Annotated in this window: 28 protein-coding genes and 2 pseudogenes; 16 read left to right on the top strand and 14 right to left on the bottom strand. The window is 71.3% G+C overall.

The features are described 5' to 3' along the window. The first annotated feature begins 83 nt into the window (after positions 1-83). Complete coding sequence (locus tag AB0M83_RS29940) at positions 84-1,850, top strand: IlvD/Edd family dehydratase (protein WP_364521775.1); 1,767 nt, start codon at positions 84-86, stop codon at positions 1,848-1,850. A 75-nt stretch (positions 1,851-1,925) separates the two neighbouring features. Further along, on the top strand, positions 1,926-2,234 hold the full coding sequence (locus AB0M83_RS29935; protein ID WP_364521773.1) for a DUF3040 domain-containing protein: 309 nt from the start codon (positions 1,926-1,928) through the stop codon (positions 2,232-2,234). 19 nt (positions 2,235-2,253) lie between these two features. Here AB0M83_RS29935 and AB0M83_RS29930 read toward each other — a convergent pair. Further along, positions 2,254-3,219: pseudogene (locus AB0M83_RS29930) on the bottom strand (malic enzyme-like NAD(P)-binding protein); the annotation flags it as partial. Positions 3,220-3,274: 55 nt separating this feature from the next. Between AB0M83_RS29930 and AB0M83_RS29925 the strand changes: the two are divergent. Then, a complete protein-coding gene (locus AB0M83_RS29925; RefSeq protein WP_364521772.1) occupies positions 3,275-3,907 on the top strand; it encodes a UdgX family uracil-DNA binding protein in 633 nt (210 codons plus the stop codon). Here the strand turns inward: AB0M83_RS29925 and ligD (AB0M83_RS29920) are convergent. The 4 genes from ligD (AB0M83_RS29920) to AB0M83_RS29905 all read right to left on the bottom strand — a co-directional run bounded on the left by ligD (AB0M83_RS29920) (position 3,900) and on the right by AB0M83_RS29905 (position 6,981). Then, complete coding sequence (ligD, locus tag AB0M83_RS29920; protein ID WP_364521770.1) at positions 3,900-4,769, bottom strand: non-homologous end-joining DNA ligase; 870 nt, start codon at positions 4,767-4,769, stop codon at positions 3,900-3,902. The genes AB0M83_RS29925 and ligD (AB0M83_RS29920) overlap by 8 nt on opposite strands. Next, entirely contained in the window at positions 4,766-5,710 is a 945-nt protein-coding gene (ligD, locus tag AB0M83_RS29915; protein WP_364521838.1) for a non-homologous end-joining DNA ligase, read from the bottom strand. The genes ligD (AB0M83_RS29920) and ligD (AB0M83_RS29915) overlap by 4 nt, the downstream gene beginning before the upstream one ends. A 5-nt stretch (positions 5,711-5,715) precedes the next feature. Then, positions 5,716-6,657, bottom strand: a complete 942-nt coding sequence (locus AB0M83_RS29910; RefSeq protein WP_364521768.1) for a Ku protein — start codon at positions 6,655-6,657, stop codon at positions 5,716-5,718. A gap of 126 nt (positions 6,658-6,783) precedes the next feature. Then, on the bottom strand, positions 6,784-6,981 hold the full coding sequence (locus tag AB0M83_RS29905) for a hypothetical protein (RefSeq protein WP_364521766.1): 198 nt from the start codon (positions 6,979-6,981) through the stop codon (positions 6,784-6,786). Between the two features lie 191 nt (positions 6,982-7,172). Here AB0M83_RS29905 and AB0M83_RS29900 point away from each other — a divergent pair, with 191 nt between their 5' ends. Next, entirely contained in the window at positions 7,173-7,382 is a 210-nt protein-coding gene (locus tag AB0M83_RS29900) for a hypothetical protein (protein WP_364521764.1), read from the top strand. 92 nt (positions 7,383-7,474) lie between these two features. Here AB0M83_RS29900 and AB0M83_RS29895 read toward each other — a convergent pair whose 3' ends face one another. Beyond that, positions 7,475-8,206, bottom strand: a complete 732-nt coding sequence (locus AB0M83_RS29895) for a GAF and ANTAR domain-containing protein (protein WP_364521762.1) — start codon at positions 8,204-8,206, stop codon at positions 7,475-7,477. A 301-nt stretch (positions 8,207-8,507) separates the two neighbouring features. Between AB0M83_RS29895 and AB0M83_RS29890 the strand changes: the two are divergent. Continuing rightward, positions 8,508-8,825 (top strand): annotated as a pseudogene (locus AB0M83_RS29890) (STAS domain-containing protein); the annotation flags it as partial. A gap of 65 nt (positions 8,826-8,890) precedes the next feature. On the opposite strand, the gene ctaD reads toward AB0M83_RS29890, so the two are convergent. Both ctaD and AB0M83_RS29880 read right to left on the bottom strand, forming a co-directional pair. Next, a complete protein-coding gene (gene ctaD, locus AB0M83_RS29885; protein ID WP_364521760.1) occupies positions 8,891-10,663 on the bottom strand; it encodes a cytochrome c oxidase subunit I in 1,773 nt (590 codons plus the stop codon). An 84-nt stretch (positions 10,664-10,747) separates the two neighbouring features. After that, positions 10,748-11,710 carry a TIGR03557 family F420-dependent LLM class oxidoreductase gene (locus AB0M83_RS29880; protein ID WP_364521758.1) on the bottom strand — a complete coding sequence of 321 codons (963 nt, stop codon included), beginning with the start codon at positions 11,708-11,710 and terminating at the stop codon, positions 10,748-10,750. 143 nt (positions 11,711-11,853) lie between these two features. Between AB0M83_RS29880 and AB0M83_RS29875 the strand changes: the two genes are divergently transcribed. From AB0M83_RS29875 to AB0M83_RS29865, 3 genes are all read left to right on the top strand, one after another. Further along, positions 11,854-12,183: a plasmid stabilization protein gene (locus AB0M83_RS29875; protein WP_364521756.1), complete on the top strand. Its 330-nt coding sequence runs from the start codon at positions 11,854-11,856 to the stop codon at positions 12,181-12,183. Positions 12,184-12,245: 62 nt separating this feature from the next. Beyond that, positions 12,246-12,695 carry an ATP-binding protein gene (locus AB0M83_RS29870; RefSeq protein WP_364521754.1) on the top strand — a complete coding sequence of 150 codons (450 nt, stop codon included), beginning with the start codon at positions 12,246-12,248 and terminating at the stop codon, positions 12,693-12,695. After that, positions 12,692-13,483 carry a SigB/SigF/SigG family RNA polymerase sigma factor gene (locus tag AB0M83_RS29865; RefSeq protein ID WP_364521752.1) on the top strand — a complete coding sequence of 264 codons (792 nt, stop codon included), beginning with the start codon at positions 12,692-12,694 and terminating at the stop codon, positions 13,481-13,483. Before AB0M83_RS29870 ends, AB0M83_RS29865 begins: the two co-directional genes overlap by 4 nt. 109 nt (positions 13,484-13,592) lie before the next feature. On the opposite strand, the gene AB0M83_RS29860 is transcribed toward AB0M83_RS29865, so the two are convergent. Next, positions 13,593-15,110 carry a CYTH and CHAD domain-containing protein gene (locus AB0M83_RS29860; RefSeq protein WP_364521750.1) on the bottom strand — a complete coding sequence of 506 codons (1,518 nt, stop codon included), beginning with the start codon at positions 15,108-15,110 and terminating at the stop codon, positions 13,593-13,595. Between the two features lie 125 nt (positions 15,111-15,235). Between AB0M83_RS29860 and AB0M83_RS29855 the strand changes: the two genes are divergently transcribed. Together AB0M83_RS29855 and AB0M83_RS29850 are read left to right on the top strand one after the other, a co-directional pair. Beyond that, positions 15,236-15,781: a hemerythrin domain-containing protein gene (locus AB0M83_RS29855; RefSeq protein WP_364521748.1), complete on the top strand. Its 546-nt coding sequence runs from the start codon at positions 15,236-15,238 to the stop codon at positions 15,779-15,781. A 32-nt stretch (positions 15,782-15,813) separates the two neighbouring features. Further along, the gene (locus tag AB0M83_RS29850; RefSeq protein WP_364521746.1) at positions 15,814-16,611 is read left to right on the top strand and encodes a GAF and ANTAR domain-containing protein; all 798 of its coding nucleotides are present in this window, start codon (positions 15,814-15,816) and stop codon (positions 16,609-16,611) included. Between the two features lie 64 nt (positions 16,612-16,675). Here the strand turns inward: AB0M83_RS29850 and AB0M83_RS29845 are convergent, their stop codons facing one another. The 3 genes from AB0M83_RS29845 to AB0M83_RS29835 form a co-directional block, all read right to left on the bottom strand. After that, positions 16,676-17,143, bottom strand: coding sequence for a hypothetical protein (locus tag AB0M83_RS29845; protein ID WP_364521744.1), 468 nt, complete (start codon positions 17,141-17,143; stop codon positions 16,676-16,678). A gap of 74 nt (positions 17,144-17,217) precedes the next feature. Continuing rightward, positions 17,218-18,051, bottom strand: a complete 834-nt coding sequence (locus tag AB0M83_RS29840; protein WP_364521742.1) for an aldo/keto reductase — start codon at positions 18,049-18,051, stop codon at positions 17,218-17,220. 92 nt (positions 18,052-18,143) lie between these two features. Further along, positions 18,144-18,605: an SRPBCC family protein gene (locus tag AB0M83_RS29835; protein WP_364521740.1), complete on the bottom strand. Its 462-nt coding sequence runs from the start codon at positions 18,603-18,605 to the stop codon at positions 18,144-18,146. Positions 18,606-18,722: 117 nt separating this feature from the next. Here AB0M83_RS29835 and AB0M83_RS29830 point away from each other — a divergent pair, with 117 nt between their 5' ends. Genes AB0M83_RS29830 through AB0M83_RS29820 form a run of 3 tightly spaced genes read left to right on the top strand, consistent with a single transcriptional unit; the run spans position 18,723 to position 19,701 of the window. Then, positions 18,723-19,136 carry a phage holin family protein gene (locus AB0M83_RS29830; RefSeq protein ID WP_364521738.1) on the top strand — a complete coding sequence of 138 codons (414 nt, stop codon included), beginning with the start codon at positions 18,723-18,725 and terminating at the stop codon, positions 19,134-19,136. Continuing rightward, entirely contained in the window at positions 19,133-19,441 is a 309-nt protein-coding gene (locus AB0M83_RS29825) for a DUF3618 domain-containing protein (protein ID WP_364521736.1), read from the top strand. The genes AB0M83_RS29830 and AB0M83_RS29825 overlap by 4 nt, the downstream gene beginning before the upstream one ends. Beyond that, on the top strand, positions 19,438-19,701 hold the full coding sequence (locus AB0M83_RS29820) for a DUF4235 domain-containing protein (protein WP_364521734.1): 264 nt from the start codon (positions 19,438-19,440) through the stop codon (positions 19,699-19,701). Before AB0M83_RS29825 ends, AB0M83_RS29820 begins: the two co-directional genes overlap by 4 nt. A gap of 46 nt (positions 19,702-19,747) precedes the next feature. Here the strand turns inward: AB0M83_RS29820 and AB0M83_RS29815 are convergent, their stop codons facing one another. Further along, the gene (locus tag AB0M83_RS29815) at positions 19,748-20,119 is read right to left on the bottom strand and encodes an STAS domain-containing protein (protein ID WP_364521732.1); all 372 of its coding nucleotides are present in this window, start codon (positions 20,117-20,119) and stop codon (positions 19,748-19,750) included. Between the two features lie 169 nt (positions 20,120-20,288). Between AB0M83_RS29815 and AB0M83_RS29810 the strand changes: the two genes are divergently transcribed. From AB0M83_RS29810 to AB0M83_RS29800, 3 genes are all read left to right on the top strand, one after another. Next, positions 20,289-21,578 carry an NAD(P)/FAD-dependent oxidoreductase gene (locus AB0M83_RS29810; protein WP_364521730.1) on the top strand — a complete coding sequence of 430 codons (1,290 nt, stop codon included), beginning with the start codon at positions 20,289-20,291 and terminating at the stop codon, positions 21,576-21,578. 12 nt (positions 21,579-21,590) lie between these two features. Then, positions 21,591-22,145 (top strand): hypothetical protein, encoded by a 555-nt coding sequence (locus AB0M83_RS29805; RefSeq protein WP_364521728.1) that lies wholly within the window; start codon positions 21,591-21,593, stop codon positions 22,143-22,145. Between the two features lie 61 nt (positions 22,146-22,206). After that, entirely contained in the window at positions 22,207-23,298 is a 1,092-nt protein-coding gene (locus AB0M83_RS29800) for a Vms1/Ankzf1 family peptidyl-tRNA hydrolase (RefSeq protein ID WP_364521726.1), read from the top strand. Between the two features lie 35 nt (positions 23,299-23,333). Here the strand turns inward: AB0M83_RS29800 and AB0M83_RS29795 are convergent, their stop codons facing one another. Continuing rightward, entirely contained in the window at positions 23,334-23,528 is a 195-nt protein-coding gene (locus tag AB0M83_RS29795; protein ID WP_364521724.1) for a DUF2630 family protein, read from the bottom strand. Positions 23,529-23,641 lie beyond the last annotated feature (113 nt).

Genomic DNA, 23,641 nt, shown 5'->3' with positions numbered 1-23,641 from the left:
AAGTCCGTCGATGCGCCATTCACGGCTTTCCGGCGAGCCGCAGGGGGATGCGCTCCGGCCGTGCCGTTGACAGACTGGCCGGTATGGGACTGCGCAGCGAAGCTTGGTTCAACAACCCCGCCGACCCCGGGATGACCGCCCTCTACCTCGAGCGGTACATGAACTGGGGCCTCACCCGGGAGGAGCTGCAGTCCGGCCGGCCGATCATCGGCATCGCGCAGACCGGCTCCGACCTGTCCCCCTGCAACCGGCACCACCTGCAGCTCGCCGACCGCACCCGGGAAGGCATCCGGGAGGCCGGCGGGATCGCCATCGAGTTCCCGGTGCACCCCATCCAGGAGACCGGCAAGCGCCCGACCGCCGCCCTGGACCGGAACCTCGCCTACCTCGGCCTGGTCGAGACGCTCTACGGCTACCCCATCGACGGCGTCGTCCTCACCACCGGCTGCGACAAGACCACCCCGGCGTGCCTGATGGCCGCCGCGACGGTCGACCTCCCGGCCATCGTGCTGTCCGGCGGTCCCATGCTCAACGGCTGGTACAACGGCGAGCGCACCGGGTCCGGGACGATCATCTGGAAGGCCCGTGAGCTCCTCGCCGCCGGGGAGATCGACGACGCGGGGTTCATGGAGCTCGTCGCGTCGTCCGCGCCGTCGCCCGGGCACTGCAACACCATGGGCACCGCCTCGACGATGAACGCGCTCGCCGAAGCGCTCGGGATGAGCCTGCCCGGCTGCGCGGCGATCCCGGCGCCGCACCGCGACCGGGCGCGGATGGCCTACCGCACCGGGCTGCGGATCGTCGAGATGGTGCGCGAGGACCTCAAACCCTCCGACATCCTGACGCGCGAAGCGTTCGAGAACGCCATCGTGGTGAGCTCGGCGATCGGCGGTTCGACCAACGCGCCCATCCACATCGGCGCGATCGCCCGGCACGTCGGCGTCGACCTGCCCCTCGACGACTGGCAGCGGCTCGGCCACCACGTCCCGCTGCTGGTCGACCTCCAGCCGGCCGGGAAGTACCTCGGTGAGGAGTTCCACCGCGCGGGCGGCGTCCCGGCCGTGGTGCACGAGCTGATGCGGCACGGGCTCGTCCACGAGGACGCGCGCACGGTCAACGGCCGCACGCTCGGCGACAACTGCCGCGACGCCGAGGCCGGCGACCGGGACGTCATCCGCACGTTCGATACGGCCCTCACCGAAGACGCCGGGTTCCTGGTCTTCAAGGGCAACCTCTTCGACGCGGCGATCATGAAGTCGAGCGTGATCTCGCCGGAGTTCCGGCGCCGCTACCTCGGCGGCGGCGTCTACGAGGGCACGGCGATCGTCTTCGACGGTCCCGAGGACTACCACGCCCGCATCGACGACCCGGACCTCGGCGCCGACGAGCACTCGCTGCTCGTCATGCGCGGCACCGGGCCGCTCGGCTACCCGGGCGCGGCGGAGGTGGTCAACATGCGGCCGCCGGCGGCGCTGATCAAGCAGGGGATCCGCGAACTGCCGTGCCTCGGCGACGGCCGCCAGTCCGGCACGTCCGGGTCCCCCTCGATCCTCAACGCCTCTCCCGAAGCCGCGGCGGGCGGCGGGCTCGCCGTGCTGCGGACCGGCGACCGGGTCCGCATCGACCTCGCCGCCGGCACCGCGGACGTGCTCATCCCGGACGAAGAGCTCGCGCTGCGGCACAAGGAGCTGGCAGAGTCGGGCGGGTACCCGGTCCCCGACGCGCAGACGCCGTGGCAGGAGATCCAGCGGTCGATGGTCGACCAGCTCTGCGACGGCATGGTCCTGCGCCCGGCGGTGGCGTACCAGCGGATCGCGAAGACGAAGGGCATCCCCCGCGACAACCACTGACTTTCACGAAAAAGTGTCGCTTCGAAGGGGCGCGGAGCGGGTACCACTCAGACAGCCGAGGCGAGGAGGCCCATCATGCTGCCGGATCGCGAACGCCACGCGCTGCACGAGATCGAGCGGGAACTGCAGGCGAGTGACCCCGCGTTCGCGGCCGCCTTCGCCGGCCGCACCCTGCGCGAAGCCCAGCGGTGGAACCTGCTGCTCGTGCTGTGCGACATCACCGCGGTGGTCATGCTGGTCGTCGGCCTCTTCGCCCGCGACGCCGGGCTCGTGCTCTGGGGCACGGTCGGCGCCGGCGCGCTCGTCGCGTGGCACATCGCCCGTGCCGAGACGACCCGCAAGCCCGCGCCCGACGGCACCTCCCCGGCCACCGGCCCGCACTGAGCCCAGGGTCCACAAAGGACTATTCGGCCGCCTTCGCCGCGCCGGCGACCGCGTCCGCCACCGCCGGCACCAGAGCCTCGTCGAACACGCTCGGCACGATGTGGCCCGCGTCCAGGTCGTCCCCCACCACGTCCGCCAGGGCGCGCGACGCCGCCGGCAGCATCTCGCCGGTGACCCGCGGCGCGCCCGAGTCGAGCAGGCCGCGGAACATCCCCGGGAACGCCGGCACGTTGTTGATCTGGTTGGGGAAGTCGCTGCGGCCGGTGGCGACGATCTCCGCGTGCTCGCGCGCGGCGTCGGGGTCGGCCTCCGGATCCGGGTTGGCCAGGGCGAACACGATCGCGCGATCGGCCATCGCGGCGATGTCGCCCGGGCTGAGGAGTCCGCCCGCGCTGACGCCGACGAACACGTCCGCGCCGCGCACCGCGTCCTGCACGCTTCCGGTGGCTCCGGCGGAGTTGGTGTTCTCCGCCAGCCACCCCTTCTCCCCCGTCAGATCCCGGCCCGGGTGCAGCACGCCTTCGCTGTCGCAGACGACGATCCCGTCGGAGCGGTAGCCGGCGCGCAGCAGCAGCCGCGCGATCGCGCTGCCGGCCGCGCCGGCGCCGGCGATGACGACGGACGTCTTCCCGGGCTCGCGGCCGGTCAGCTTCAGCGCGTTGTGCAGGGCGCCGAGCACGACGACCGCCGTACCGTGCTGGTCGTCGTGGAAGACCGGGATGTCGAGCTCGTCGTGCAGCCGCCGTTCGATCGTGAAGCACCGCGGCGCGGCGATGTCCTCGAGGTTGATCGCGCCGAACGACGTCGCGAGGTCCTTGACGGTGCGGACGAGGTCGTTGGGTTCGCGGCTGACCGGGCAGATCGGCCACGCGTCGACGTCGGCGAACCGCTTGAGCAGCGCCGCCTTGCCCTCCATCACCGGCAGCGCGGCGGCCGGCCCCCGGTCACCGAGCCCGAGCAGGGCCGACCCGTCGGAGACGATGGCCGCGCGGGCCGGCACCGTGGTTTACCCGGCCGGGGAACGGGGAACTTCCCCGCTCATGCCGCAGACGCACGGAGCGGAGCCGCCGGACAGCACCGATCTCGACACGTTGCGGTCGGCCGCGGCCGGCTGCCGCGGATGCGCCCTGTACCAGGACGCGACGCAGACCGTTTTCGGCGAGGGGACGAAGAAGGCGAAGGTCCTGGTCGTCGGCGAGCAGCCGGGTGACAAGGAAGACCTCGCGGGCGAGCCGTTCGTCGGCCCCGCCGGGCGGCTCCTGGACCGGGCCTTCGAAGAAGCCGGGTTCGACCGGAAGGCGCTGTACGTCACCAACGCGGTCAAGCACTTCAAGTTCAAGCGCGACGAACGCGGGAAGCGGCGCATCCACCAGAAGCCCGGCCGCACCGAGGTGGTCGCCTGCCGGCCGTGGCTGCTGGCCGAGCTGCGCGCGGTGCGCCCGGAGCTGGTGCTGCTGCTGGGCGCGACGGCCGCGCAGTCGCTGCTGGGCCCGAAGTTCCGGCTGACGGCCCACCGCGGCGAACCCGTCGAAGCGCCCGAAGACGTGGCCGAACTGGTGCCGTCGGCGGTCGCGACCGTGCACCCGTCGGCCGTCCTGCGCGCCCCGGACCGCGACGAGGCCTACGCGGCCTTCGTCGCGGACCTGAAGGCGGCGGGCAAGACTCTCAAGTGAGCTGCTTCAGCGCCGCTTCCGCCGACCCCGCGTGCTCGTCCAGATTGCGCCACGGGTCGTCCTTGCGCGCCAAGCGCTGCTTCTCCTTGGCGAGGCTCCAGCCGTCCGGCTCGGCTTTGCCCAGCTCGCGCCAGTCCAGCGGGGTCGCGGCCGCCGCGCCGGGGCGGGCGCGCAGCGAGTACGGCGCGACGAACGTCTGCGCGTATCCGTTGCGGTTGGCGTCCAGGAAGATCCGGTCGCCGCGCTTGTCCTTGCGCTGGGCCGTCGTCAGGCGGTCCGGGTCGTCCGCGGCGACGGCGTCGGCCAGCGCGCGGGACAGCTCGAGCACGGCTTCGGTGTCCGACTTCGCGTCGAGGGGCGCGAGCACGTGGAAGCCGCGGCCGCCGGTCGCCTGGACGAACGGCGTCAGGCCGACCCGCTCGTAGTGGTCGCGGATCCGCCGCGCGACCGCGCGCAGCTCGGCGACCGGCGTGCCGTCCGGCGGGTCGAGGTCCAGCACCAGCCGGTCGGGCCGCTCCGGTGCGTCGGCCGTGGCCAGCCAGACGTGGAACTCCAGGGTGCCCTGCCGCGCCAGGTAGTCCAGCGCCCCGGCGTCGTCGCAGACCACGTAGTCGTCCGTGCCGCCACCCCGCCGGGGGACGCTCTCGACGCGGATCGAGTCCGGGAAGTGCTCCCCCGGGTGCTTCTGGAACCAGCCCTGCCCGTCGATGCCGTCGGGGAACCGCCGCAGGGTGAGCGGGCGGCCGCGCAGGTGCGGCACCATCACCTCGGCGACTGTCCGGTAGTACTCGACGACGTCGCCCTTGGTCAGCCCGTCGGCGGGGTAGTACACCTTGTCCGCATGGGAAATCTCGTCGCTCACGCCCGCTCCCGCACCACGTCCGCCGCCTTCTTGTCCTCGCGCAGCCCGGCGAACCGAGGGTGCCGCAGCCGCCCGTCGCGCGTCCATTCGGAGAAGTCGATCTGCGCGACCAGGTCCGGCCGGACCCAGTGCGCGCCGGGTTCCTTCACCGCCCCGGCGAACGGCGACCGCTTCGTCTCGCGCTCGCGCAACTGTGCGTGCAGGGACGACAGCAGTCGTTCGTCGAACCCGGTACCGACCTTGCCGGCGTACTTCAGGCCGCCGTCCTCGTGGTAGCCGAGCAGAAGCGCGCCGAAGCCGTGCCGGGCGCCCTGCGGATCGGTGAAGCCGCCGATGACGAGCTCCTGCCCCTGCGCGCACTTGAACTTCAGCCAGTCGGGTGACCGCCCGTGGTGGTACGGCGCGTCGGCCCGCTTCGCGATGACGCCCTCCCAGCCCCGCCGGCAGGCTTCCGCGTAGAACTTCTCGCCCTCGGTGTTGCGGTGCGCCGACAGCCGGAGCGGGTCTTCGAAGTCGAACGCGTCGCGCAGCAACGCCTTCCGCTGCCGCAGCGGGAGCCCGGTCGTGTCCTGGTCGTCGTAGTACAGCAGGTCGAACAGGTAGTAGTAGACACGCACGCCGGTCGCCCGCGCGCGGTCCGGATCGCTGACGTGGATCCGGGGCTGCAGCGCGGCGAAGCTGGTGTTGCCGCCGTCGAACGCCACGATTTCGCCGTCGGCCACGAACCGCGGCCCGCCCTGGGCCGCGAGGGCTTCGACGAGCTCGGGGTAGGCGTTGTCCATCACCTTGTGGTTGCGCGAGTAGAGCGTCGGCGTGCCCGAGTCGCGCACGCAGATCGCCCGGACGCCGTCCAGCTTCCGCTCGTAGATCCAGTCCTCGTCGGAGAACCGGCGGCCGGTGAGCGTGGCCAGGGTCGGTTCGCGCCAGCCGGGTCCGGTCACTTCGGTCACGAGGCCTTCAGCGCCTTCTCCAGCTCGGCGCGCGTCATCTTCGACCGGCCCTTCACGCCCTGCTCGCGGGCCAGCTTGTCCAGGTCGGACTTGGACAGCTCCGCGAGGTCGGGCTCCTTCTTCTTCGCCGCCTTCTTCTCGGGCTTCTTGCCGCCGCCGCCCTTGCGGTTCTTCACACTGCGCGACAACGCCTCGAACAGGTCGACGACGTCGGCCGACTGCTCCGGCTCCTCTTCGTGGGCGATCTCCTTGCCCTGCTTCTTGGCCTTGATCAGGTCCTCGACGCGCTCGGAGTACTCGTCGCGGTAATCGTCCGGCTTCCACGGCGCGGTCATCTCGTCGACGAGCGAGAGCGCCATGTCGAGTTCCTTGGGCCGCGGCTTCGGGAGGCTGGGCAGGCCGCCCATGACGTCCTTCGGCTTCCGCAGGTCGGCGACGAAGTGCAGGGTGTTGAGCACCATGACGTCCTCGCCGGCGCGGACCGCACACAGGTATTCCTTGCCGCGCAACACGAACTTCGCGACCCCGGCCTTCTCGCTGCGGTCCATCGCCTGCAGCAGCAGGCCGTACGCCTTGGCGAAATCCTCCTTCGCCGGCTTGAGCCAGTACGTGCGGTCGTAGAACCACGGGTCGATCTCGTCGAGCTCGACGAACTGCTCGATGTCGATCCGCCGGGACCGCTCGGGAGCGATTTCGTCCAGCTCGTCGGGCTCGACGAGCACGTGGTCGCCGCCGCCGAGGTCGTAACCCTTGACGATCTCGTCCTGGGTGACCTCGTCGCCGGTCCGCTCGTTGACCTTGCGGTTGCGGATCCGGTCCGACGTCCCGCGTTCGAACTGGTGGAAGTGGATCGTGTGGTCCGCCACCGCCGGGTACAGCTCCACCGGAACGGTGACCAGCCCCAGGCTCAGCGCGCCGCTCCACACCGGTCTGGCCATGTCTCGACCTCCTCACCGGCAGCGATACCCGCGTGGCCGGGCCGCGAAACGCGGCGTGGTGGCGGAGGGTGACGTGCCGGAGCCCGCCGGACCGGGGGTCTCGGCGGGCTCCGGGTGCGTCGTGCGTCAGGCGACCTCGCTGCTGCGTCCGCTGACCCGGTGCAGACCCAGCATGTCGAGCAGCTGCGCGCAGTCTTCGGAGTCTTTCGCGTTCGCCGCGACGGCCAAGGCCGCCTTGCGCCGGGTCGCGGCCTGCCCCGGCGTGTCCCCACCTTCCAGCAGCAGGTCCGCCACCGGTCGCAGGTCGTTCCGCTTGTCTCGCATGTTCGCTCCCCTCCGGCAATCCCCGGGTCAACCCTTTCCGCCGGCCGGTTACCCGGCCTCACCCCACCCAACACAAGAGGCACCGACCGGGTTCCCGGAGACCGCCGACGCTAGGCCGAACGAGTGAATTCACCGGTCTCCGGCCGGGAACCCGGCAAGGTGGTGAGACCCACGTCACACCAGGAGGCCGGATGGGCACCCAGCTCCGCATCAGCCGTGAGGACGGGTCGCTGCCCTGCGAAGTCTGCGGCTTCCCCACGATGCACGTGGCCCAGGTCGTGGGTGACGACGGGACCGTGCTCGGCCGCACCCTGGTCTGCACGACGTGCCAGCGCAGCAGGCACCGGCCCGACCCGGTGGCGGAAACGGACGCACCCCCGGACGAGGTCCCGGCCGGCTAGCCGTACCCAGAGGGTCGGCTCACGAGCCGACCGTCCAGGTACGCGAGCCGACTGTCCAGGTACGCGAACCGACCGCCTGGGTACGCGGGACGTCACGCGGTCGTGGTCGCGACCGCCTCCACGAACTCCGCCGCCACCTCGTGCAGCTTGCGGTTGCCGTCCTGGGACCGCTTCACCAGCCGCTGGAACGCCTCCTCCGCGGTGATCCGGTGCGCGGCCATCAGGATCCCCTTGGCCTGGTCGATGACCGCGCGCGTCTCGAGCGCCCGGTTCAGCTGGTCGATCAGCTCGCGGGCGGCGAAGTACCGGCGCGCGCTGCGCAGGCCGAACACCACCGTCGCCGTGTACAGCTCGAGGATCTTCGTGCCCAGCTCGCTGAAGCCGTGCTCGCCGAAACCGAAGAGGTTGACCGCACCGGCCATGTCGCCGTCCACGGTCAGCGGCGCGGCCAGGAAGCTCGCCACCCCCAGCTGTTCGGCCTTCGACACGAACTGCGGCCACACGTCGCCGACGGCGCCGACACCCACGCGCACCGGCTGCCCGGTCTCGGCCGCGCGCAGGCACGGGCCGTCCCCGATCCGGTACTGCTCGCGATCGAAGTTCACCGCCCGCTGGTCGGTGCTGGCCACCGTCTCCGGCACGCCTTCGCGCACCAGCGTGATGCTCGCCATGTCGGCCCCCGGCACCACCTGCACCACGTGGTCGCAGATCGCCTGCAGCATCTGACCGAGATCGAGCTCCGAGTCCAGCATGGAGGTGAGCGATTCCATCGCTACCGTGACTTCGTCCAACCGCGCGGTGAGCCGCTCATCGCCGCCCGTCATCCTGGTGACGCCCCTCTTCTCGGTTCTCAGGGCGCTCTCAACCAGGGAGGACCCGGGCGCGCGCCACTAGTGGGCCGCTAGCGCTTTAACGGGTCCAACGCGAGATTACTGCATCCCGTTCACCGCAGGCACAAGCGGTCACCGCCGTCGCGCGCCACACGCCCGTTCGGAGTAACGGCGGTTGCGGGCGGCTCTCACCCGGTTAGGCTCGGGTATCGGTTCAGCACAGCAGCCGGCTCGGAACACCCCGAGCGCGGCGCCCCGGCTCCGCGCGGTACCAGGACGGCGGCGAACCGGCGTGATGATCCCCCGACCTCGAAATCCTGCCCTGCGGCTGCGCACGGCGTGGCCCGCCCCGCACGCGGTGCTGATCACCGCCCGCGGCGCTCTCGACACCGCGACGGCCGGTCACCTGGCCGCTCTGCTCGCGGACCGCCTGTGGGCGACCCCGGAGCGGCTGACCCTCGATCTATCCGAAGTGGACTTCCTCGGCGTGGCGGGTGTCCGCGTGCTGCTGCACGCGGCGCTGCAGGCCGAACAGAACGGCACGGACCTGCAGGTGATCACCGGGACGAACCCGATGGTCCGCCGGGCCCTGCGGGTCACGGAGGCCGACCGGCGCCTGACGCTCTCCGCTGCGGCCCCGGAGCACGCACCGCCTGAGCGGCCACCGGCACGGCGGGGTCAGCGCGACGAACCCGCCGTGCCCGCGTGCCCCTCCCGCGACGCGGGCGGCTTCCCGCCTCGGTCCAGCACCCGGGCCTGGGCCCGCTTGGAGCGGACGTACCGCTCCTCCTTCATCTGCTCGACGACCTCCGGGTGGTGCAGCTCGAACGCGGGCCGCTCCGACCGGATCCGCGGCAGGTCCAGGAAGTTGTGCCGCGGCGGCGGGCACGTCGTCGCCCATTCGAGGCTGTTGCCGAAGCCCCACGGGTCGTCGACCAGGACCTGCTCGCCGTAGCGGTAGCTCTTCACCACGTTCCAGATGAACGGCAGCGTCGACGCGCCCAGGATGAACGCGCCGATCGTCGAGATCGTGTTCAGCGTCGTGAAGCCGTCCGTGGACAGGTAGTCCGCGTACCGGCGCGGCATCCCCATGTCACCCAGCCAGTGCTGGATCAGGAACGTCGTGTGGAAGCCGATGAACGTCGTCCAGAAGTGCCATTTGCCGAGGCGCTCGTCGAGCAGCCGGCCGGTCATCTTCGGGAACCAGAAGTAGATCCCGGCGAACGTCGCGAACACGATCGTGCCGAACAGCACGTAGTGGAAGTGCGCGACGACGAAGTAGGAGTCGGTGACGTGGAAGTCCAGCGGCGGCGACGCCAGGATCACGCCGGTGAGGCCGCCGAACAGGAAGGTCACCATGAAGCCGATCGACCACAGCATCGGCGTCTCGAAGCTCAGGTGCCCCTTCCACATCGTGCCGATCCAGTTGAAGAACTTGATCCCGGTCGGCACGGCGATCAGGAAGGTCATGATCGAGAAGAACGGCAGCAGCACCGCGCCGGTGGCGAACATGTGGTGCGCCCACACCACCGCCGAGAGCCCGGTGATCCCGACGGTCGCGAACACCATCAGCCGGTAGCCGTACAGCGGCTTCCGGCTGAACACCGGCACGATCTCGGTGACGATCCCGAAGTACGGCAGCGCCACGATGTAGACCTCGGGGTGGCCGAAGAACCAGAACAGGTGCTGGAACATGATCGCCCCGCCGTTCTCGGGGTCGAACACGTGCGCCCCCAGCCGGCGATCCGCCTCCAGGCCGAACAGCGCGGCCGTGAGGATCGGGAACGCCAGCAGGATCAGGACGGCGGTGAACAGGATGTTCCAGGTGAAGATCGGCATCCGCCACAACGTCATCCCGGGCGCGCGCAGGCACACGATCGTGGTGACCATGTTGACCGCGCCGAGGATGGTCCCGAGCCCGGACACGATCAGGCCCATGATCCACAGGTCGCCGCCGACGCCCGGCGAGTGGATGGCGTTGGACAGCGGCGTGTACGCCGTCCAGCCGAAGTCGGGCGCGCCGCCCGGGGTCAGGAACGAGCTGATCACGATCAGCCCGCCGAACAGGTAGAGCCAGTAGGCGAACCCGTTGAGCCGCGGGAACGCGACGTCCGGCGCGCCGATCTGCAGCGGCAGGATGTAGTTCGCGAACCCGAAGAGGTTCGGGGTCGCGTACAGCAGCAGCATGATCGTGCCGTGCATGGTGAACATCTGGTTGTACTGCTCCGGCGACAGGAACTGCAGCCCGGGCCGGGCCAGCTCCCCGCGCATCAGCAGCGCCATCGCGCCGCCCGCCATGAAGAAGGCGAACGACGTCGTCAGGTACAGCAGCCCGATCTGCTTCGGGTCGGTGGTGCGCAGCAGCGCGAGCAGCGTGCCGCCCTTCGGCCCGCGCCGCGCCACCGCCAGAGGCACCGCCTGCAGGCTCGGTGCCGGCTTCACCTCCGTCATCCGCACCTCCCGCCGCTGGGAAAGTCCTGTACTCCGCGTCCTACTCCTGCTGACGGAGATCCGCGTTAGCCCGAACGGGTGGAGCTACGCCCGCAACGCCGGGAGCAGCTCCTTTTCGGCGAAGTCCAGGAAGCCCTCCTGCTGGTCCCCGCCGATCTGGACGAGCGCCACGTCGGTGAAGCCCGCCTTCTCGAACTCGCGCACGCCCTCGACGATCGCTTCGACGTCCGGGCCGCACGGGATCGACCCGGCGACGTCGTCCTCGCGGACGAACTGCGTCGCACCGGCGAACCCGGCCGGCCCCGGCAGCTCGGAGTTGACCTTCCAGCCCCCGGCGAACCAGCGGAACTGCTCGTGGGCGCGCTTCACCGCGGCCTCGCGGTCGGTGCCCCACGACACCGGCATCTGCCCGATCTTGCGGGTCGGCGGGCCGGGCTTCGTCGCGTCCCACTCGCTCGAGAGCTCCGCCTTCGGTTCGACGGCGATCATCGCGTCCGCGACCGGGGCGAACCGCTTGATCGACTGCGAACCGGACACCGCGACGCCGATCGGCGTCCGCCTCTCCGGCAGGTCCCACAGCTTCGCCGAGTCGACGCGGAAGTGCTTGCCTTCGTAGTCGAAGTACCCGCCGTCGAAGAGGCCGCCGATGATCTGCAGGGCCTCGGCGAGCATGTCGTGCCGGACGTTCGCCGGCGGCCAGCCGCGGCCGACGACGTGTTCGTTGAGGTTCTCGCCCGCCCCGAGCCCCAGCGTGAACCGGCCGCCCGACAGCGCCTGCACGGTCGCCGCCTTCTGCGCGACCACCGCCGGGTGGTAGCGCATGGTCGGGCACGTCACGTAGGTCATCAGCTCGACCCGTTCGGTGGTCTGCGTGACCGCGCCCAGCACACTCCAGGCGTACGGCGCGTGGCCCTGTTCAACGAGCCACGGCGAATAGTGGTCGCTCATGACCTCGAAGTCGAAGCCGGCGTGTTCCGCACCGGCGGCGAACCGGACCAGTTCGTTCGGCCCGGCCTGCTCGGTCATCAGCGTGTAGCCGATCCGCATCGGCGCCTCCTCTCGGTTTCGACCCGCTTACCCGCTCGACGGCGTGGGTAACCGGGTGTCCGATACTGCTGTCGTCGCCGGTGAGGGGACGTTTACCCGATGATCGACCGGGTATTCGGTCCGTGAGTACGAAGGGAGCTGTCATGCCTCAGTCGTGGAGCAAGAAGCGCGAACGCCAGTACGAGCACGTCAAGGACTCGGCCGAGGACCGCGGAGCCGGCACCAAACGGGCGAAGGAGATCGCCGCCCGCACGGTGAACAAGAACCGCGCGCAGTCGGGCGAGTCCCGGCAGGCCAGCAAGACGTCCCTGAAGGACAAGTCGCCCCAGCAGCGCGGCGGCGAGCGTTCCGGCAACCGCAAGGGTCCCGGCGGCCCGACCAAGGACCAGCTCTACAACGAGGCCAAGAAGCGGAACATCAACGGTCGCTCGACAATGAGCAAGAAAGAGCTCGAACGGGCGCTCGGCCGGTGACCGAACCGGAAACCCCTGACCACGAAGTGTCGTCATTAGCCCGGATGGGTAGTACCTCACGTATGGAAGAAACACGAAGCGGTGGCTCGCACGGCGCCAAGCCGACGCTGGAAGAGCTGCTCGAGGAACTGGTGGAGCTGCGCCTGCCCGCCATGGCTGAGCAGATCCCCCTCGTCCGCATGCTCACCCACGGCGTGGTCTCACGCGCGGACTTCGGGCTGGACGCCATCGCCGACGCCAAGATGGCCGTCGACGAGGCCTGTGCCCAGCTCGTCCAGCTGGCCGAGCTGGGCACTCAGCTGCACTGCCGGTTCCGGCAGGGCGCCGACGGCCTGCACGTGACCATCTCGACGCGGTCGAACGACCCGCGGCCCCCGAGCGACCGCACCTTCGGCTGGCACGTGCTGACCACGCTCAGCCGCTCGGTGACCGCGCACTGTGACGTGCTGCCCGGAGGAGGCGCGGGCATCGTCACGATCGAACTGGTGCTCAACCCGGGAACGAGCGCGTGAGCGGCGAGCGGAAAACCCTCCTGCACCGCCCGGACGAATATGCCCACTGCGAGCCGCTGTTCGAGGAACTGGGCACCCTCGGCCCCGACGACCCGCGGCGCGACGTCGTCCGCAGCAAGCTGGTGACCGAGCTGCTGCCGCTCGCCGAGCACATCGCCACCCGCTTCTCGGGTCGGGGCGAGCCGCGCGAGGACCTGGTCCAGGTGGCCCGGATCGGCCTGATCAACGCGGTCGACCGGTTCGACCCCGCCCGCGGCCACGACTTCCTGTCCTTCGCGGTGCCGACGATCATGGGCGAGGTGCGGCGCCACTTCCGGGACACCGGCTGGTCGGTGCGGGTCCCGCGGCGGCTCAAGGAGCTGCACCTGTCCCTGAGCCAGGGTTCGGCGGTGCTGTCCCAGCGCCTGGGCCGCGCGCCCACCCCGACCGAGCTCGCGGAGCACCTGAACCTGGACGTCGACGAAGTCCGCGAAGGGCTGCTGGCCGGCAACGCCTACCAGGCCCTTTCCGTCGACAAGCCGGTGCACGACGACGCCGAGGCGCTGTCGCTGGCGGACACCATGGGCGAACCCGACCACGAGATGGCGATGGTCGAGAACCACGAGGCCCTCCAGCCGCTGCTCCAAGAGCTGCCGAAGCGGGAGCGCGCGATCCTCGTGATGCGGTTCTTCGGCGGGCTGACCCAGACCCAGATCGCCGACCGCGTCGGTATCTCCCAGATGCACGTCTCCCGGCTGCTGTCGCAAACGCTGGAGCAGCTCCGCGGGAAGCTCACCGGCGAAGGCTGAGTCCCGCCCCGTTCCCGCCCCCTCGCCGACGTCTTGAATGAGTCATCCAGGTCTTCGGAGGCCCTGAACGACTCATTCAAGACGTTTCAGCGTGGGCCGGCAGCGCGGGTCAGCGGAGCCAGCCCGGCCGTCCGCCCTTGCGGAGCCGCCGCCACTCGCCCGCGAAGCGCTCGCGCAGCCGCTCCGCCCGCTCGGCGTCGCGCTCGTACAGCATCCCGAACGTGAACGTGTTCTGCCCCTCGCCGTGCCCGGCGATGGTGAGGTGGTGCAGGACGTCGCGGCCGACCGCGGTGTCCTGGTGCTCCCCCAGCGTGCTCTGGACGGCCTTGACGTTCTTGCGCCACTGCCGCAGCTTCTTGCCGTAGACCGGCTTGACGGTGTCGGCGGCGTACCGGGCCCGCTTCGCTTTCTTGCGGACCTCGTGCAGGGCCTTCTCGAGTTCGTGGCCGTCCAGACCGCGAGCCGCCGCTTCGGCCCGGCGCAGCTTCCTCTCGGCCTTGCGCACCGGCTTGCGCAGGGCGGCCTTCGCGGGCTTGCGCGCCCGGCCGGTCAGCGACGGCTCCTCCACCACGGCGTCCAGCGCGCGCAGCAGGTTCCGGTACCGCTTGCCGTCCAGCGCCGTCATCGCCCGGGTGCGGCCTTCCTCGGCTTCACGGGCGAAGTAGCGGGTGAGGTACTGGCGCAGCGGCCCGAACACCAGCTCGGACGGAACGTCGTCGAGCTGCTCGCGCAGCCGCTGCTCGGTCACTTCCGCGTCGCGGGCCGGCGCCAGCTGCTGCCCGAGCCACTTCAGCTCGGCCGCCAGTGGCGCGGTGGCGTCCTTGTCCACAATGGACCCGAACGTGCGCAGCGCGCTGCGCAGCTTCCGGGTCGCGACGCGCATTTGGTGCACGGAGTCCTCGACGTCCAGGCGCACCCCGACGTCCGCTCGGCGCAGCTGGGCGTAGTGCTCGCGCAGCGACGCCAGCACGACGTCCCCCGCCGTCGGCTTCTTGCGGCCGCGCGGCGGCGCCGGAACGCGGTCGCCGATCAGGCGCCGCAGCTTCGACGGCCACGGCGAGGCCGAGGCGCCGGCTTCGGCAAGCGCCCGGTCGAACTCCTCGAGCCGGCCCGGTTCGGTCGCGGGGTCGAGCTCCAGCTCCAGCTCGCGCCACTCGTCGAGCCGCGCGCTCTCGCCGCCGGCTTCCCCCGTCACGTGGTCGTCGGTGAGGGTCGCGACGGTCCGGCCGTCGCCGTCGGCCAGCCGGTGGGCGAACCGGTCGGTGCGCAGGTGCGCGATCGGCACCAGCTTCTCCCCCAGCGTGTAGGCGCGCACGAGCCGGCGCAGCCGGCCGGGGACCTTGTTCGGGTCACCGCCGAGCGGCAGCTGGATCTCCTGCCGCTCGTCGGCGGAGACGGGCAGCTTGAGGTGCCAGCCGGCGTCGTGCCCGCCGACGCGGCGCCGCACCGTGATGCCGCTCCTGGCCAGGCGGTAGGTCCCGGTGTCGTAATAGGACGCATCGAGAACCTGCTCGACGGGGTCGTCCTGGGTCTCGACGCCCGCGACGCCGACGAGCCGCGGCACCCCGCTGCCGGCCACGATCTCGTACTTGCGCTCGCGCTCGATCACCGACGACGGCGCTGCCATGGTCATCCTCCTCGGGGGCCGGTTGTCCTGACGAATACCCTCCCCGCGCCTGTCCGACACGGGATTCGACGGCCGGGCAGCGGGTATCCCTTACGGGAAAATCCGAGTCCGGACCAGGAGCGTGCATGAACGGCAGCCAGCCCGCAACCGACCTGACCACCGTGCTCGCCGGCGACCACCGCGAGCTGGACCGGCTGTGCACCGAGATCGAGCTCGGCCAGGGCAGTCCCGAGAACCGCAAGGACCTCGCCGACCACCTGACCGCGGAGCTCGTCCGCCACGCCGTCGCCGAGGAGTCCTTCATCGACGGCGAAGGCGACCTCGCGGAGGCGGAGGGCCTGATGCGTGAGCTGGAGGGCGTGGGACCGCAGGAGACGCGGTTCGAGCGCCTGCTGGGCGGGCTGATCCGCACCGTGCGCCGCCACGTCCACGACGAAGGCCCGGCGGCGGTGCGTCAGGTCCGGCTCACCTGCTCACCCGAGCGGCGGGCCGAGCTGGGCAAGGAGGTCCTGGCGGTCCGGGACGCCGCGGCGACGCTGCCCCACCCGGACCTGTCCGACCGGATGCCGCAGGCCGACCAGCTGTGGCCGGGTCCGGGTTTCGTCGACCGGGCGCGGGCCGCGCTGCGCGAGGCGGCCGGCTCGCGCGGTGGAGCACCGGCATCGGGTTGAATGGGGGCCCACCCCCGAGACGACGGAGACGCATGAGCATCGGCGAGGACGAGTGGGCCCGGGAGCGGGCCGGGTTCGGCCGGGACGGTGCCCAGCCGGCCGGCCCGCTGGCCGGCCAGTTCGCCGAGCTCACGCGCGCGCTCCTGGACGTGACCCCGACCGTCGGCGGCGTGCTCAGGCTGGTCGTCGGCGCCGCGAGCGCGCTCGTGCCGGACGCCGACCTCGTCAGTGTCACCCTGCGGGAACCCGACGGCAGCTACCACACGCCGGTCGAGACCGATCCGGTCGCGGTGCTGCTCGACCAGGTGCAGTACGACCACGGCGAAGGTCCGTGCGTCGAGTCGGCCCGCCCCGACGGCCCGGCCATCGCCTGGTCCCAGGACGTCGCGAACGACCCGCGCTGGCCGTCGTTCGGCCCGGCCGCGGCCGCCCACGGCTACCACTCGGTGCTGGCGACGGCCCTGCTTCCGGACGCCCACCCGCCCCGGCATTCGGGTGCGCTCAACATCTACTCGAGCCGGCCGGGCGCGTTCGACGGCCACGCGATCGACCTGGCGCTCCTGCTGGCGACGCACGCGTCCCTGGCGCTGGCACACACGGAGGCCGTGGCGGCGACCGAACTGGAGACGGCGCACCTGCGCCGCGCGGTCGAGAGCCGGGACGTGATCGGCCAGGCGAAGGGCATTCTCATGCAACGCCGGGGCATCACCGCCGACGAAGCGTTCGACGTGCTGCGCCGCGCGTCCCAGGACCTCAACGTCAAGCTGGCCGACCTGGCCCGGACGCTCGCCACCCGGCACACCGAAGTCGACCTGCCGGCGGATCGCTGACCCCGCGGCACGGACGAGGGCGGCACCTCCGACCGGGAAGTGCCGCCCTCGAACCGGATTCCGCTTACGAAGCCGAGTACGGGGACCGGTTCTCCAGCGACGGGCTGACGTCCGGGTACGCGCCCGGCTGACCCGGCACCGGGTTCACCGTCGGGCCCTGCGGCTCGGGGTCCCGCCGCTGCCGGCCGCCGCGCTGCACGACTGCCTCCACTTCCTGCTCGCCACGGATGCGGGACAGGGCCGCGAGCGTGATCGCGTGCGCCACGGCGAGGATCAGCAGCAGCACGCCGAGCCGCCCGACGACACCCGGCAGGTCGCTGTCACCCATGTTGATGGTCGAGATGAGCGCCAGCACGCCCAGCGTCGCCAGGTGGAACAACACCGTGACCAGCCGGGTCATCGAGGCGCCGGCCGCCGGGTCGCCGTAGGAGTTCTCCAGGTAGCGGCGGCCGCTGCGATAGATGATCTGCCCGTCGATCAGGACCAGCACCACGCCGATCGCGAGGAACGACAGGTAGGCGTTCGTGGTCATGCCGGGACGCTCCTTCTCCTGGGGGGACCTCTTCGGGTGAAGTACCCGGCCGGTCGCGGAGGGAAACGCCGCGGTCACCCCGTGAAGGTGTCCGGGTCCGGACCGGTGCGGCGGCCGGCGTCCAGCTTGCCGATCGCCGTCATGTCCTCGTCGTCGAGCTCGAAGCCGAACACGTCGATGTTCTGCTTGATCCGCTCCGGCGAAGACGACTTGGGGAAGACGATGGTGCCGAGCTGGATGTGCCACCTCAGCACCACCTGCGCGGCCGTCCGGCCATGCTTTTCGGCCAGGTCCGTCAGCACGGGGTCGTCGAGGACCTCCGCCTGGGCCAGGGGACTCCACGCCTCGGTGGCGATGCCGTGCTCCTGGTGGTAGGCGCGCAGCTCGGTCTGCTGCAACGCCGGGTGCAGCTCGATCTGGTTGACCGCGGGCACCACGGAAGTCTCTTCGGCGAGGCGGTCGAGGTGAGCGGGCCGGAAGTTCGAGACGCCGATGGCACGGGCCTTGCCCGCCCGCAGGATGTCTTCGAAGCCCAGCCAGGTCCGGACGTAGTTGTCCTTGTGCGGCAACGGCCAGTGGATCAGGTACAGGTCGACGTACTCGAACCCCAGGCGCCGCAGGCTGCCCTCCAGGGCCGTGATCGCGTTGTCGTGGCCGTGCGCGTCGTTGGCCAGCTTGGTCGTGACGAACACGTCTTCCCGCGCGACGCCCGACTCCGCGATGCCGGCGCCGACGCCCTCTTCGTTCCGGTACATCTGCGCCGTGTCGAGGTGGCGGTAGCCGGCCTCCAGCGCGGTCCGCACGGTCCGGGCCGTCTCCTCGGGCGGGATCTGGAACACACCGAACCCGAACTGCGGGATCCGCACGCCGTTGTTCAGCTCCACGGCCGGGACTGGGTTGGTCGTCATGCGTGCGGCCTACCCGAGGCCCCCGGACGCGAAACACGGCGGGGCGGTGTCCGCCCCGCCGTGTCACCCGATCGTGTGACGCTGGTGTATCGCTAGCTCCCCGGGCGGTCCACGTCACCGCGCCACGCGCCGGTCTCGCCGCCGCGCTGCTCGATGAACTCCTTGAACCGCTTCAGGTCGCCCTTCACGCGGCGGTCGAGGACACCGAGCTTGTCCGCCACGTTTTCGGCGAAGCCCTCGGGGTCGATGTCCATCTGGGCGGTCACCCGGGTGTGCGCGTCGTCGAGCCGGTGGAAGGTGATCACGCCGGCGTGGTCCGGACCGGAGTCGGACGTCCAGGCGACCCGCTCGTCGGGGTGCTGCTCGGTGATCGTCGCGTCGAACTCGCGCGTCACGCCACCGAACCGGGTCACCCAGTGGGTGTGGGTGGCGTCGACCTGGCGGATCTCTTCGACGCCCTCCATGAACCGCGGGAACTCCTCGAACTGCGTCCACTGGTTGTAGGCGGTCGAAACGGGGACTTCCACGTCCACGATTTCGGTGATCGTGCTCATGCACTCTCCTCCTCTTCGGGGTCGGGTGATCCGGCTACCCGGTGCCGCACCGGTCAAACCCGGCGCGGTTGACGCTGGGCGGATCGGGTACACGGCGTACAGACAAGGAGGTGTTCCGTGATCGAAGAAGTGAACAAGAAGCCGGCGGCCGACCGCTCGGTCGGCGAGCTGGTGACGGACCTGACCGACGAAGTCAAACGGCTCGTCCGGGACGAGATGCGGCTGGCCGTGTTCGAACTGCAGCGCAAGGGCAAGAAGATGGGCGTCGGCGCCGGGCTGTTCGGTGCGGCAGGCGTGTTCGCGCTGCTCGGCGCCGGCACGCTGGTCGCGGCCGCCGTGCTCGCGCTCGCGCTGGTGGTGCCCGGCTGGCTGGCCGCGGTGATCGTCGCGGTCGCGCTGTTCCTGGTCGCCGGCGTCGCAGCGCTGGTCGGCAAGAAGGAAGTCACCCAAGGCGTGCCACCGGTGCCCGAAGAAGCCATCAGCGGCGTCCGGCAGGACGTGGACACCGTGAAGCAGGGAGTGCACTCATGAGCGGGGACTTCCCGAAGAACGCCGAAGAGGCGCGGCTCGACCGGGACACCACGCGGGAGGAACTGAGCGAGACCCTGGAAGCGCTCGGGCAGAAGCTCGACGTGAAGAGCCGGGTCAAGGAGAACGTCGACGAGAAGCTCGACCAGGCGACCGCGAAGGTCGCCGACGTGACGAACGAGCCGACCGCGGTCAAGTTCCGCCAGGGCGCCGAGGTCGTGCGGAGCAACCCGGTGCCGATCTTCGCCGGCGTGCTGGGCCTGCTGATCGTGATCCGGCTGATCCTGCGACGGAGGAACGACTCGTGAACAAGGTTTTGTACAAGCCGCTGAGCTGGGTCGTCGGCGCCCTCGGGGGCATTCTCGCCGGCCAGGCGTTCAAGCAGGTCTGGAAGCGCGTGTCCGGCGACGAAGACGCGCCCGACGCCACCGACCGCGACTACACCTGGCGGCAGGTGATCATCGCGGCGGCGGTGCAGGGCGCGATCTTCGCCGCGGTCAAGGCCGCGACCGAACGCGCGGGGGCCATCGGGTACGAGAAGGCCACCGGCGACTGGCCGGACGACTGACCACAAGCATCCACAGTGGACGGCGGGAGGCGGGACCGCCGGGCGGTCACGCCTCCCGGCCGGGCTCGGGCACCGGGGTCAGCTCGGCGAGCGCGGCACCGACCCGGGGGTGGATCTCCAGCAGGACGTCCGCGCCGGTGGCCTCCAGCGAGCGGGTGACGGCGTGGCCGCCGGGGACGACGGCGAGCTCGGCCCGGGTGTTCGCCTCGAGCAGCGACCGGACACCGGCGCAGCTGAGGAAGGCGACCCGGGTGAGGTCGACGACCAGCCGCTCGCCCGCGGCGAGGGCTTCGTCGAGAATTTCGACAGTGGCCGCGTCGATGTCCCCGACCAGGGTGACCACGCGGATCCCGCCCGGTCGCTCGGTGGTGGTGAAGGTCAGGCCGGACGGTTCGTCGATCGTGCGAAAGCAGTACATGGCGCTCCCTAACGCAGCGTGCAGGGGCGCTGACCGGAGCACTTGATTCTGAACAACAGCCAACCCCTCTGACCGTACGCCACTGGGCCACCAGGTCAACCCTGCGGGGTTTCCCCGCTCTGACCTCGGGTAATCGCCGGAGACGGAAATCCGGCCCGGAAGGAGATCCATGCGAGTCGTGATCGTCGGCGGTGGTTTCGCCGGTTACCACGCGGCGAAGAGCCTCCGGAAGAGTGCCGGTGAGGACGTCGAAGTGGTCGTGCTCAACCCCACCGACTACTTCCTCTACCTGCCCCTGCTGCCCGAAGTGGCGGCCGGCATCCTCGACCCGCGCCGCGTGACGGTCTCGATCCCCGAGACGCTGCCCGGCGTCCGCCTCGTGCTCGGCGTCGCGACCGGAGTCGACTTCGACACCCGGCACGTCACCTACACGGACCCGGAGGACCAGGAACACCGGATCGGCTACGACCGGCTGGTGCTCGCCGCGGGCAGCGTCAACAAGCTCCTGCCCATCCCCGGTGTCCCGGAGTACGCGCACGGGTTCCGCGGGGTGCCCGAAGCGCTGTACCTGCGTGACCACATCACCCGCCAGATCGAGCTGGCCGCCGCGGCCGAGGACCCCGCCGAACGCGACGCGCGCTGCACGTTCGTCGTCGTCGGCGCCGGCTACACCGGGACCGAGGTCGCCGCGCAGGGCCCCGCGTTCACCGATGCCCTCGCCGCGCGCCACCCCGAACTGGCCGGGCAGAGGATCCGCTGGCTGCTGCTCGACGTCGCCGAGCGGGTGCTGCCCGAGCTCGGCAAGCGCCTGGGCAAGACCGCCGACGATGTGCTGCGCGCCCGCGGGGTCGAGGTGCTGATGAAAACCTCCGTCGACCACGCCGACGCCAAGGGCGTCACGCTGACGAACGGCGAACCGGTGCCGACCCGCACCCTCGTCTGGTGCGTCGGTGTGCGGCCGGACCCGCTGGTGGCCGACCTCGGGCTCGAGACGGCCAAGGGCCGGCTCTGCGTCACCGAGCAGCTGAACGTGCCCGGCCGTGACGACGTCTTCGCCTGCGGGGACGCGGCCGCGGTGCCCGACCTCACCCGCCCCGGTCAGTACACGGCGATGACCGCGCAGCACGCCGAGCGGCAGGGGAAGCTCGCCGGGCGCAACGTCGCGGCGTCGCTGGGGTACGGCCGCCCCGGCACCTACCGCCACCACGACCTCGGCTTCGTCGTCGACCTCGGTGCCGGCGCCGCCGCGGCGAACCCGTTGCACATCCCGCTTTCCGGGTTGCCGGCGAAGGTCGTGACCCGCGCTTACCACCTCATGGCGATGCCCGGCAACCGCGTGCGCACGGCCGTCGACTGGGTTCTGGACCGGCTGACCGGCCGCCAGACCGTCCAGCTGGGACTCGTCCGTTCCGGCTCGGTGCCGCTCGACACCGACTCCCCCGAACTCCCCCGTCGCTGAAGGGAACCACCCATGTCCGTCGAATCCGAACCCGCTCGCTCCGAGGGCCCGTCGGTGGTCACCGCCGGCGACCCGGCCGGGCCCAAGATCATCGTGCTCGACCCGGCCGGTGCCGCCCGGCACGACGAGCTGCCGGCGACCTGGCGGCCACTGGCCGAGCAGCGCGGGATCTTCTGGTGCCGGATTCCCGCCGGCGGTGCGCTGACCGAGGCCGACGACCTGGTGGGCGACCACGGGCCCGGCGACCCCGAGATCGCCGTCGTGGCGAGCGGTCCGTTCGCGGCGGATGCCCTGCAGCTCGTCGAGCGGCACCTGGGCGCGGCCGCGCACCTGCTGCTGGTGGATCCGGCCTCGGACGCCTTCCTCCCGTCCGGCGACGCCGCGGAGGCGAACGAAAAGTGGCTGGCCGAGCGCGACGAGGTCGTGGCCAAGGTGCGCGAAGCGGGCACGGACGTGCGGCTGATCGCCTCGACCACCGAGGGGCCGGAGGACCGCGTGCCCCCGCCGCTGCCGCTGGGTCACCCGGACGTGGTGGCGGGGGTCCGGTCCGCGCTCGGCGACGTTTAGCCCCCGACACGCGCGGTAACCGCTGCCTGCTCCCGTCCACGAGCGCCGAGAGAAGTCCACTGTGGACACATCCGCGTTGCGCGATCTCACCACGGTTTCCGGGCCGTTCGTCTCCGTGCACTTCGACTTTTCGCACGACACCGAAGACGCCGCCAAGCAGCTCGAGCTCCGGCTGAAGGAGATCGAGGCCGCACTGAGCGATCAGCGCGCCGACGCCGAGACGGTGGACGCCGTCCTGAGGGCGATCCGCGAGAGCGAGCCGCCCGTCGGCAAGGCCGGCCGCAGCATCGTCGCCGCGCACGGCTCGGTGCTGCTCGGCCGGCGCCTGGCCGCACCGCCGCCGCGGCAGATCGTCCGGTTCTCGCCGCTGCCCTACCTGCTTCCGCTCGCGACGCACACCGAGGAGAACCCGAGGTACGTGCTCGTCGTGGCCGACCGGGTCGGCGCCGAGATCACCGAGTACGCCGGCGGCGAACCGCGCACCACGACGGTCGAGGGCGAAGATCACCCGGTGCACAAGGTCCGCGGCGGCGGCACGGCGCACCACAACCTCCAGAACGCCGCCGAGGAGACGGCCCGCCGCAACCTGGTGACCATCGCCGACCACGTGGCGAAGGCGGTCGAGCGGTGCGGCGCGCGGCTGGCCGTCCTGGCCGGCGAGAAGCAGGCCCGCACGGCGCTCCACCAGACGTTGCCGGAGCCGGTCCGCCGGATCGCCGCGGAGGTCGACGCGGGCAGCCGGGCCGGCGGCTCGGCGCGCGAGGAGCTGGACCGGCAGGTCCACGAGCTACTGGCCAACCGCCACCTCGCGGCGCTGGACGACCTGGCCGACCGGTTCCGCGCGGGCACGGGCCGCGAAGGCGGCCTGGCGGTGAGCGGCCTGGAGGCGGTGACGAACGCGCTCGCCGAGGCGAACGTCGAGACGCTGCTGGTGGGCTCGCCCGGCGAGGCGTCGGTCTTCGGCGGCCCGGACCCGGCGCAGGTCGCCGTGGGCAAAGCCGGCTTGCAGGCGCTCGGCGTGTCGCAGCCGGAACAGCGCCGGGCGGACGAGGCGATCCCGTTCGCGGCGGTCGCCACGGGCGCGGAGGTCGTGGTGCTGGACGAGCGCGTCGACCTTTGGGAAGGCTTCGGCGCCCTGCTGCGGCACTCCTGATCGCACCGGCGGGGACAGCTGGGCGTCAGTCGTCGTCAGTCGTCGTCGAAGACCGACAGGGCTTGGCGCCGGTGCAGCAGGTCGACGGCCGCGTCGAGCTGACGTTCGAGGTCCTTGAGGCGGAGCCGCTCGTCGGCGGTCAGCCCGCCGTGGTGGAGGGCGCCCTTGCGCAGCCGGTGCTCCTCGTCGATCAGGTCGGCGATGCGGTCGGTGATTTCGTGGCCTGCCATGGAAATCCCCTCCTGTCCGCTCGCGAGCATACGCCCGCGCGGGGTCCGCGACCGGGTGATCCACGTCGCCCGGTCGCGGGGGGCGCGCGGGTGCGGGCGCCCGTTGGGTTTTG

Source organism: Amycolatopsis sp. NPDC051106, from assembly GCF_040682775.1.
GTDB lineage: Bacteria > Actinomycetota > Actinomycetes > Mycobacteriales > Pseudonocardiaceae > Amycolatopsis.
This window is presented reverse-complemented; position numbering and strand designations above follow the sequence as displayed.

Excerpts from the sequence above, each read along its gene's own strand:
- AB0M83_RS29940 (WP_364521775.1), top strand. The coding sequence starts at position 84 with ATGGGACTGCGCAGCGAAGCTTGGTTCAACAACCCCGCCGACCCCGGG.
- AB0M83_RS29935 (WP_364521773.1), top strand. The coding sequence starts at position 1,926 with ATGCTGCCGGATCGCGAACGCCACGCGCTGCACGAGATCGAGCGGGAA.
- AB0M83_RS29925 (WP_364521772.1), top strand. The coding sequence starts at position 3,275 with ATGCCGCAGACGCACGGAGCGGAGCCGCCGGACAGCACCGATCTCGAC.
- AB0M83_RS29910 (WP_364521768.1), bottom strand. The coding sequence starts at position 6,657 with ATGGCCAGACCGGTGTGGAGCGGCGCGCTGAGCCTGGGGCTGGTCACC.
- AB0M83_RS29905 (WP_364521766.1), bottom strand. The coding sequence starts at position 6,981 with ATGCGAGACAAGCGGAACGACCTGCGACCGGTGGCGGACCTGCTGCTG.
- AB0M83_RS29900 (WP_364521764.1), top strand. The coding sequence starts at position 7,173 with ATGGGCACCCAGCTCCGCATCAGCCGTGAGGACGGGTCGCTGCCCTGC.
- AB0M83_RS29895 (WP_364521762.1), bottom strand. The coding sequence starts at position 8,206 with ATGACGGGCGGCGATGAGCGGCTCACCGCGCGGTTGGACGAAGTCACG.
- ctaD (WP_364521760.1), bottom strand. The coding sequence starts at position 10,663 with ATGACGGAGGTGAAGCCGGCACCGAGCCTGCAGGCGGTGCCTCTGGCG.
- AB0M83_RS29880 (WP_364521758.1), bottom strand. The coding sequence starts at position 11,710 with ATGCGGATCGGCTACACGCTGATGACCGAGCAGGCCGGGCCGAACGAA.
- AB0M83_RS29875 (WP_364521756.1), top strand. The coding sequence starts at position 11,854 with ATGCCTCAGTCGTGGAGCAAGAAGCGCGAACGCCAGTACGAGCACGTC.
- AB0M83_RS29870 (WP_364521754.1), top strand. The coding sequence starts at position 12,246 with ATGGAAGAAACACGAAGCGGTGGCTCGCACGGCGCCAAGCCGACGCTG.
- AB0M83_RS29860 (WP_364521750.1), bottom strand. The coding sequence starts at position 15,110 with ATGGCAGCGCCGTCGTCGGTGATCGAGCGCGAGCGCAAGTACGAGATC.
- AB0M83_RS29855 (WP_364521748.1), top strand. The coding sequence starts at position 15,236 with ATGAACGGCAGCCAGCCCGCAACCGACCTGACCACCGTGCTCGCCGGC.
- AB0M83_RS29850 (WP_364521746.1), top strand. The coding sequence starts at position 15,814 with ATGAGCATCGGCGAGGACGAGTGGGCCCGGGAGCGGGCCGGGTTCGGC.
- AB0M83_RS29845 (WP_364521744.1), bottom strand. The coding sequence starts at position 17,143 with ATGACCACGAACGCCTACCTGTCGTTCCTCGCGATCGGCGTGGTGCTG.
- AB0M83_RS29840 (WP_364521742.1), bottom strand. The coding sequence starts at position 18,051 with ATGACGACCAACCCAGTCCCGGCCGTGGAGCTGAACAACGGCGTGCGG.
- AB0M83_RS29835 (WP_364521740.1), bottom strand. The coding sequence starts at position 18,605 with ATGAGCACGATCACCGAAATCGTGGACGTGGAAGTCCCCGTTTCGACC.
- AB0M83_RS29825 (WP_364521736.1), top strand. The coding sequence starts at position 19,133 with ATGAGCGGGGACTTCCCGAAGAACGCCGAAGAGGCGCGGCTCGACCGG.
- AB0M83_RS29815 (WP_364521732.1), bottom strand. The coding sequence starts at position 20,119 with ATGTACTGCTTTCGCACGATCGACGAACCGTCCGGCCTGACCTTCACC.
- AB0M83_RS29810 (WP_364521730.1), top strand. The coding sequence starts at position 20,289 with ATGCGAGTCGTGATCGTCGGCGGTGGTTTCGCCGGTTACCACGCGGCG.
- AB0M83_RS29805 (WP_364521728.1), top strand. The coding sequence starts at position 21,591 with ATGTCCGTCGAATCCGAACCCGCTCGCTCCGAGGGCCCGTCGGTGGTC.
- AB0M83_RS29795 (WP_364521724.1), bottom strand. The coding sequence starts at position 23,528 with ATGGCAGGCCACGAAATCACCGACCGCATCGCCGACCTGATCGACGAG.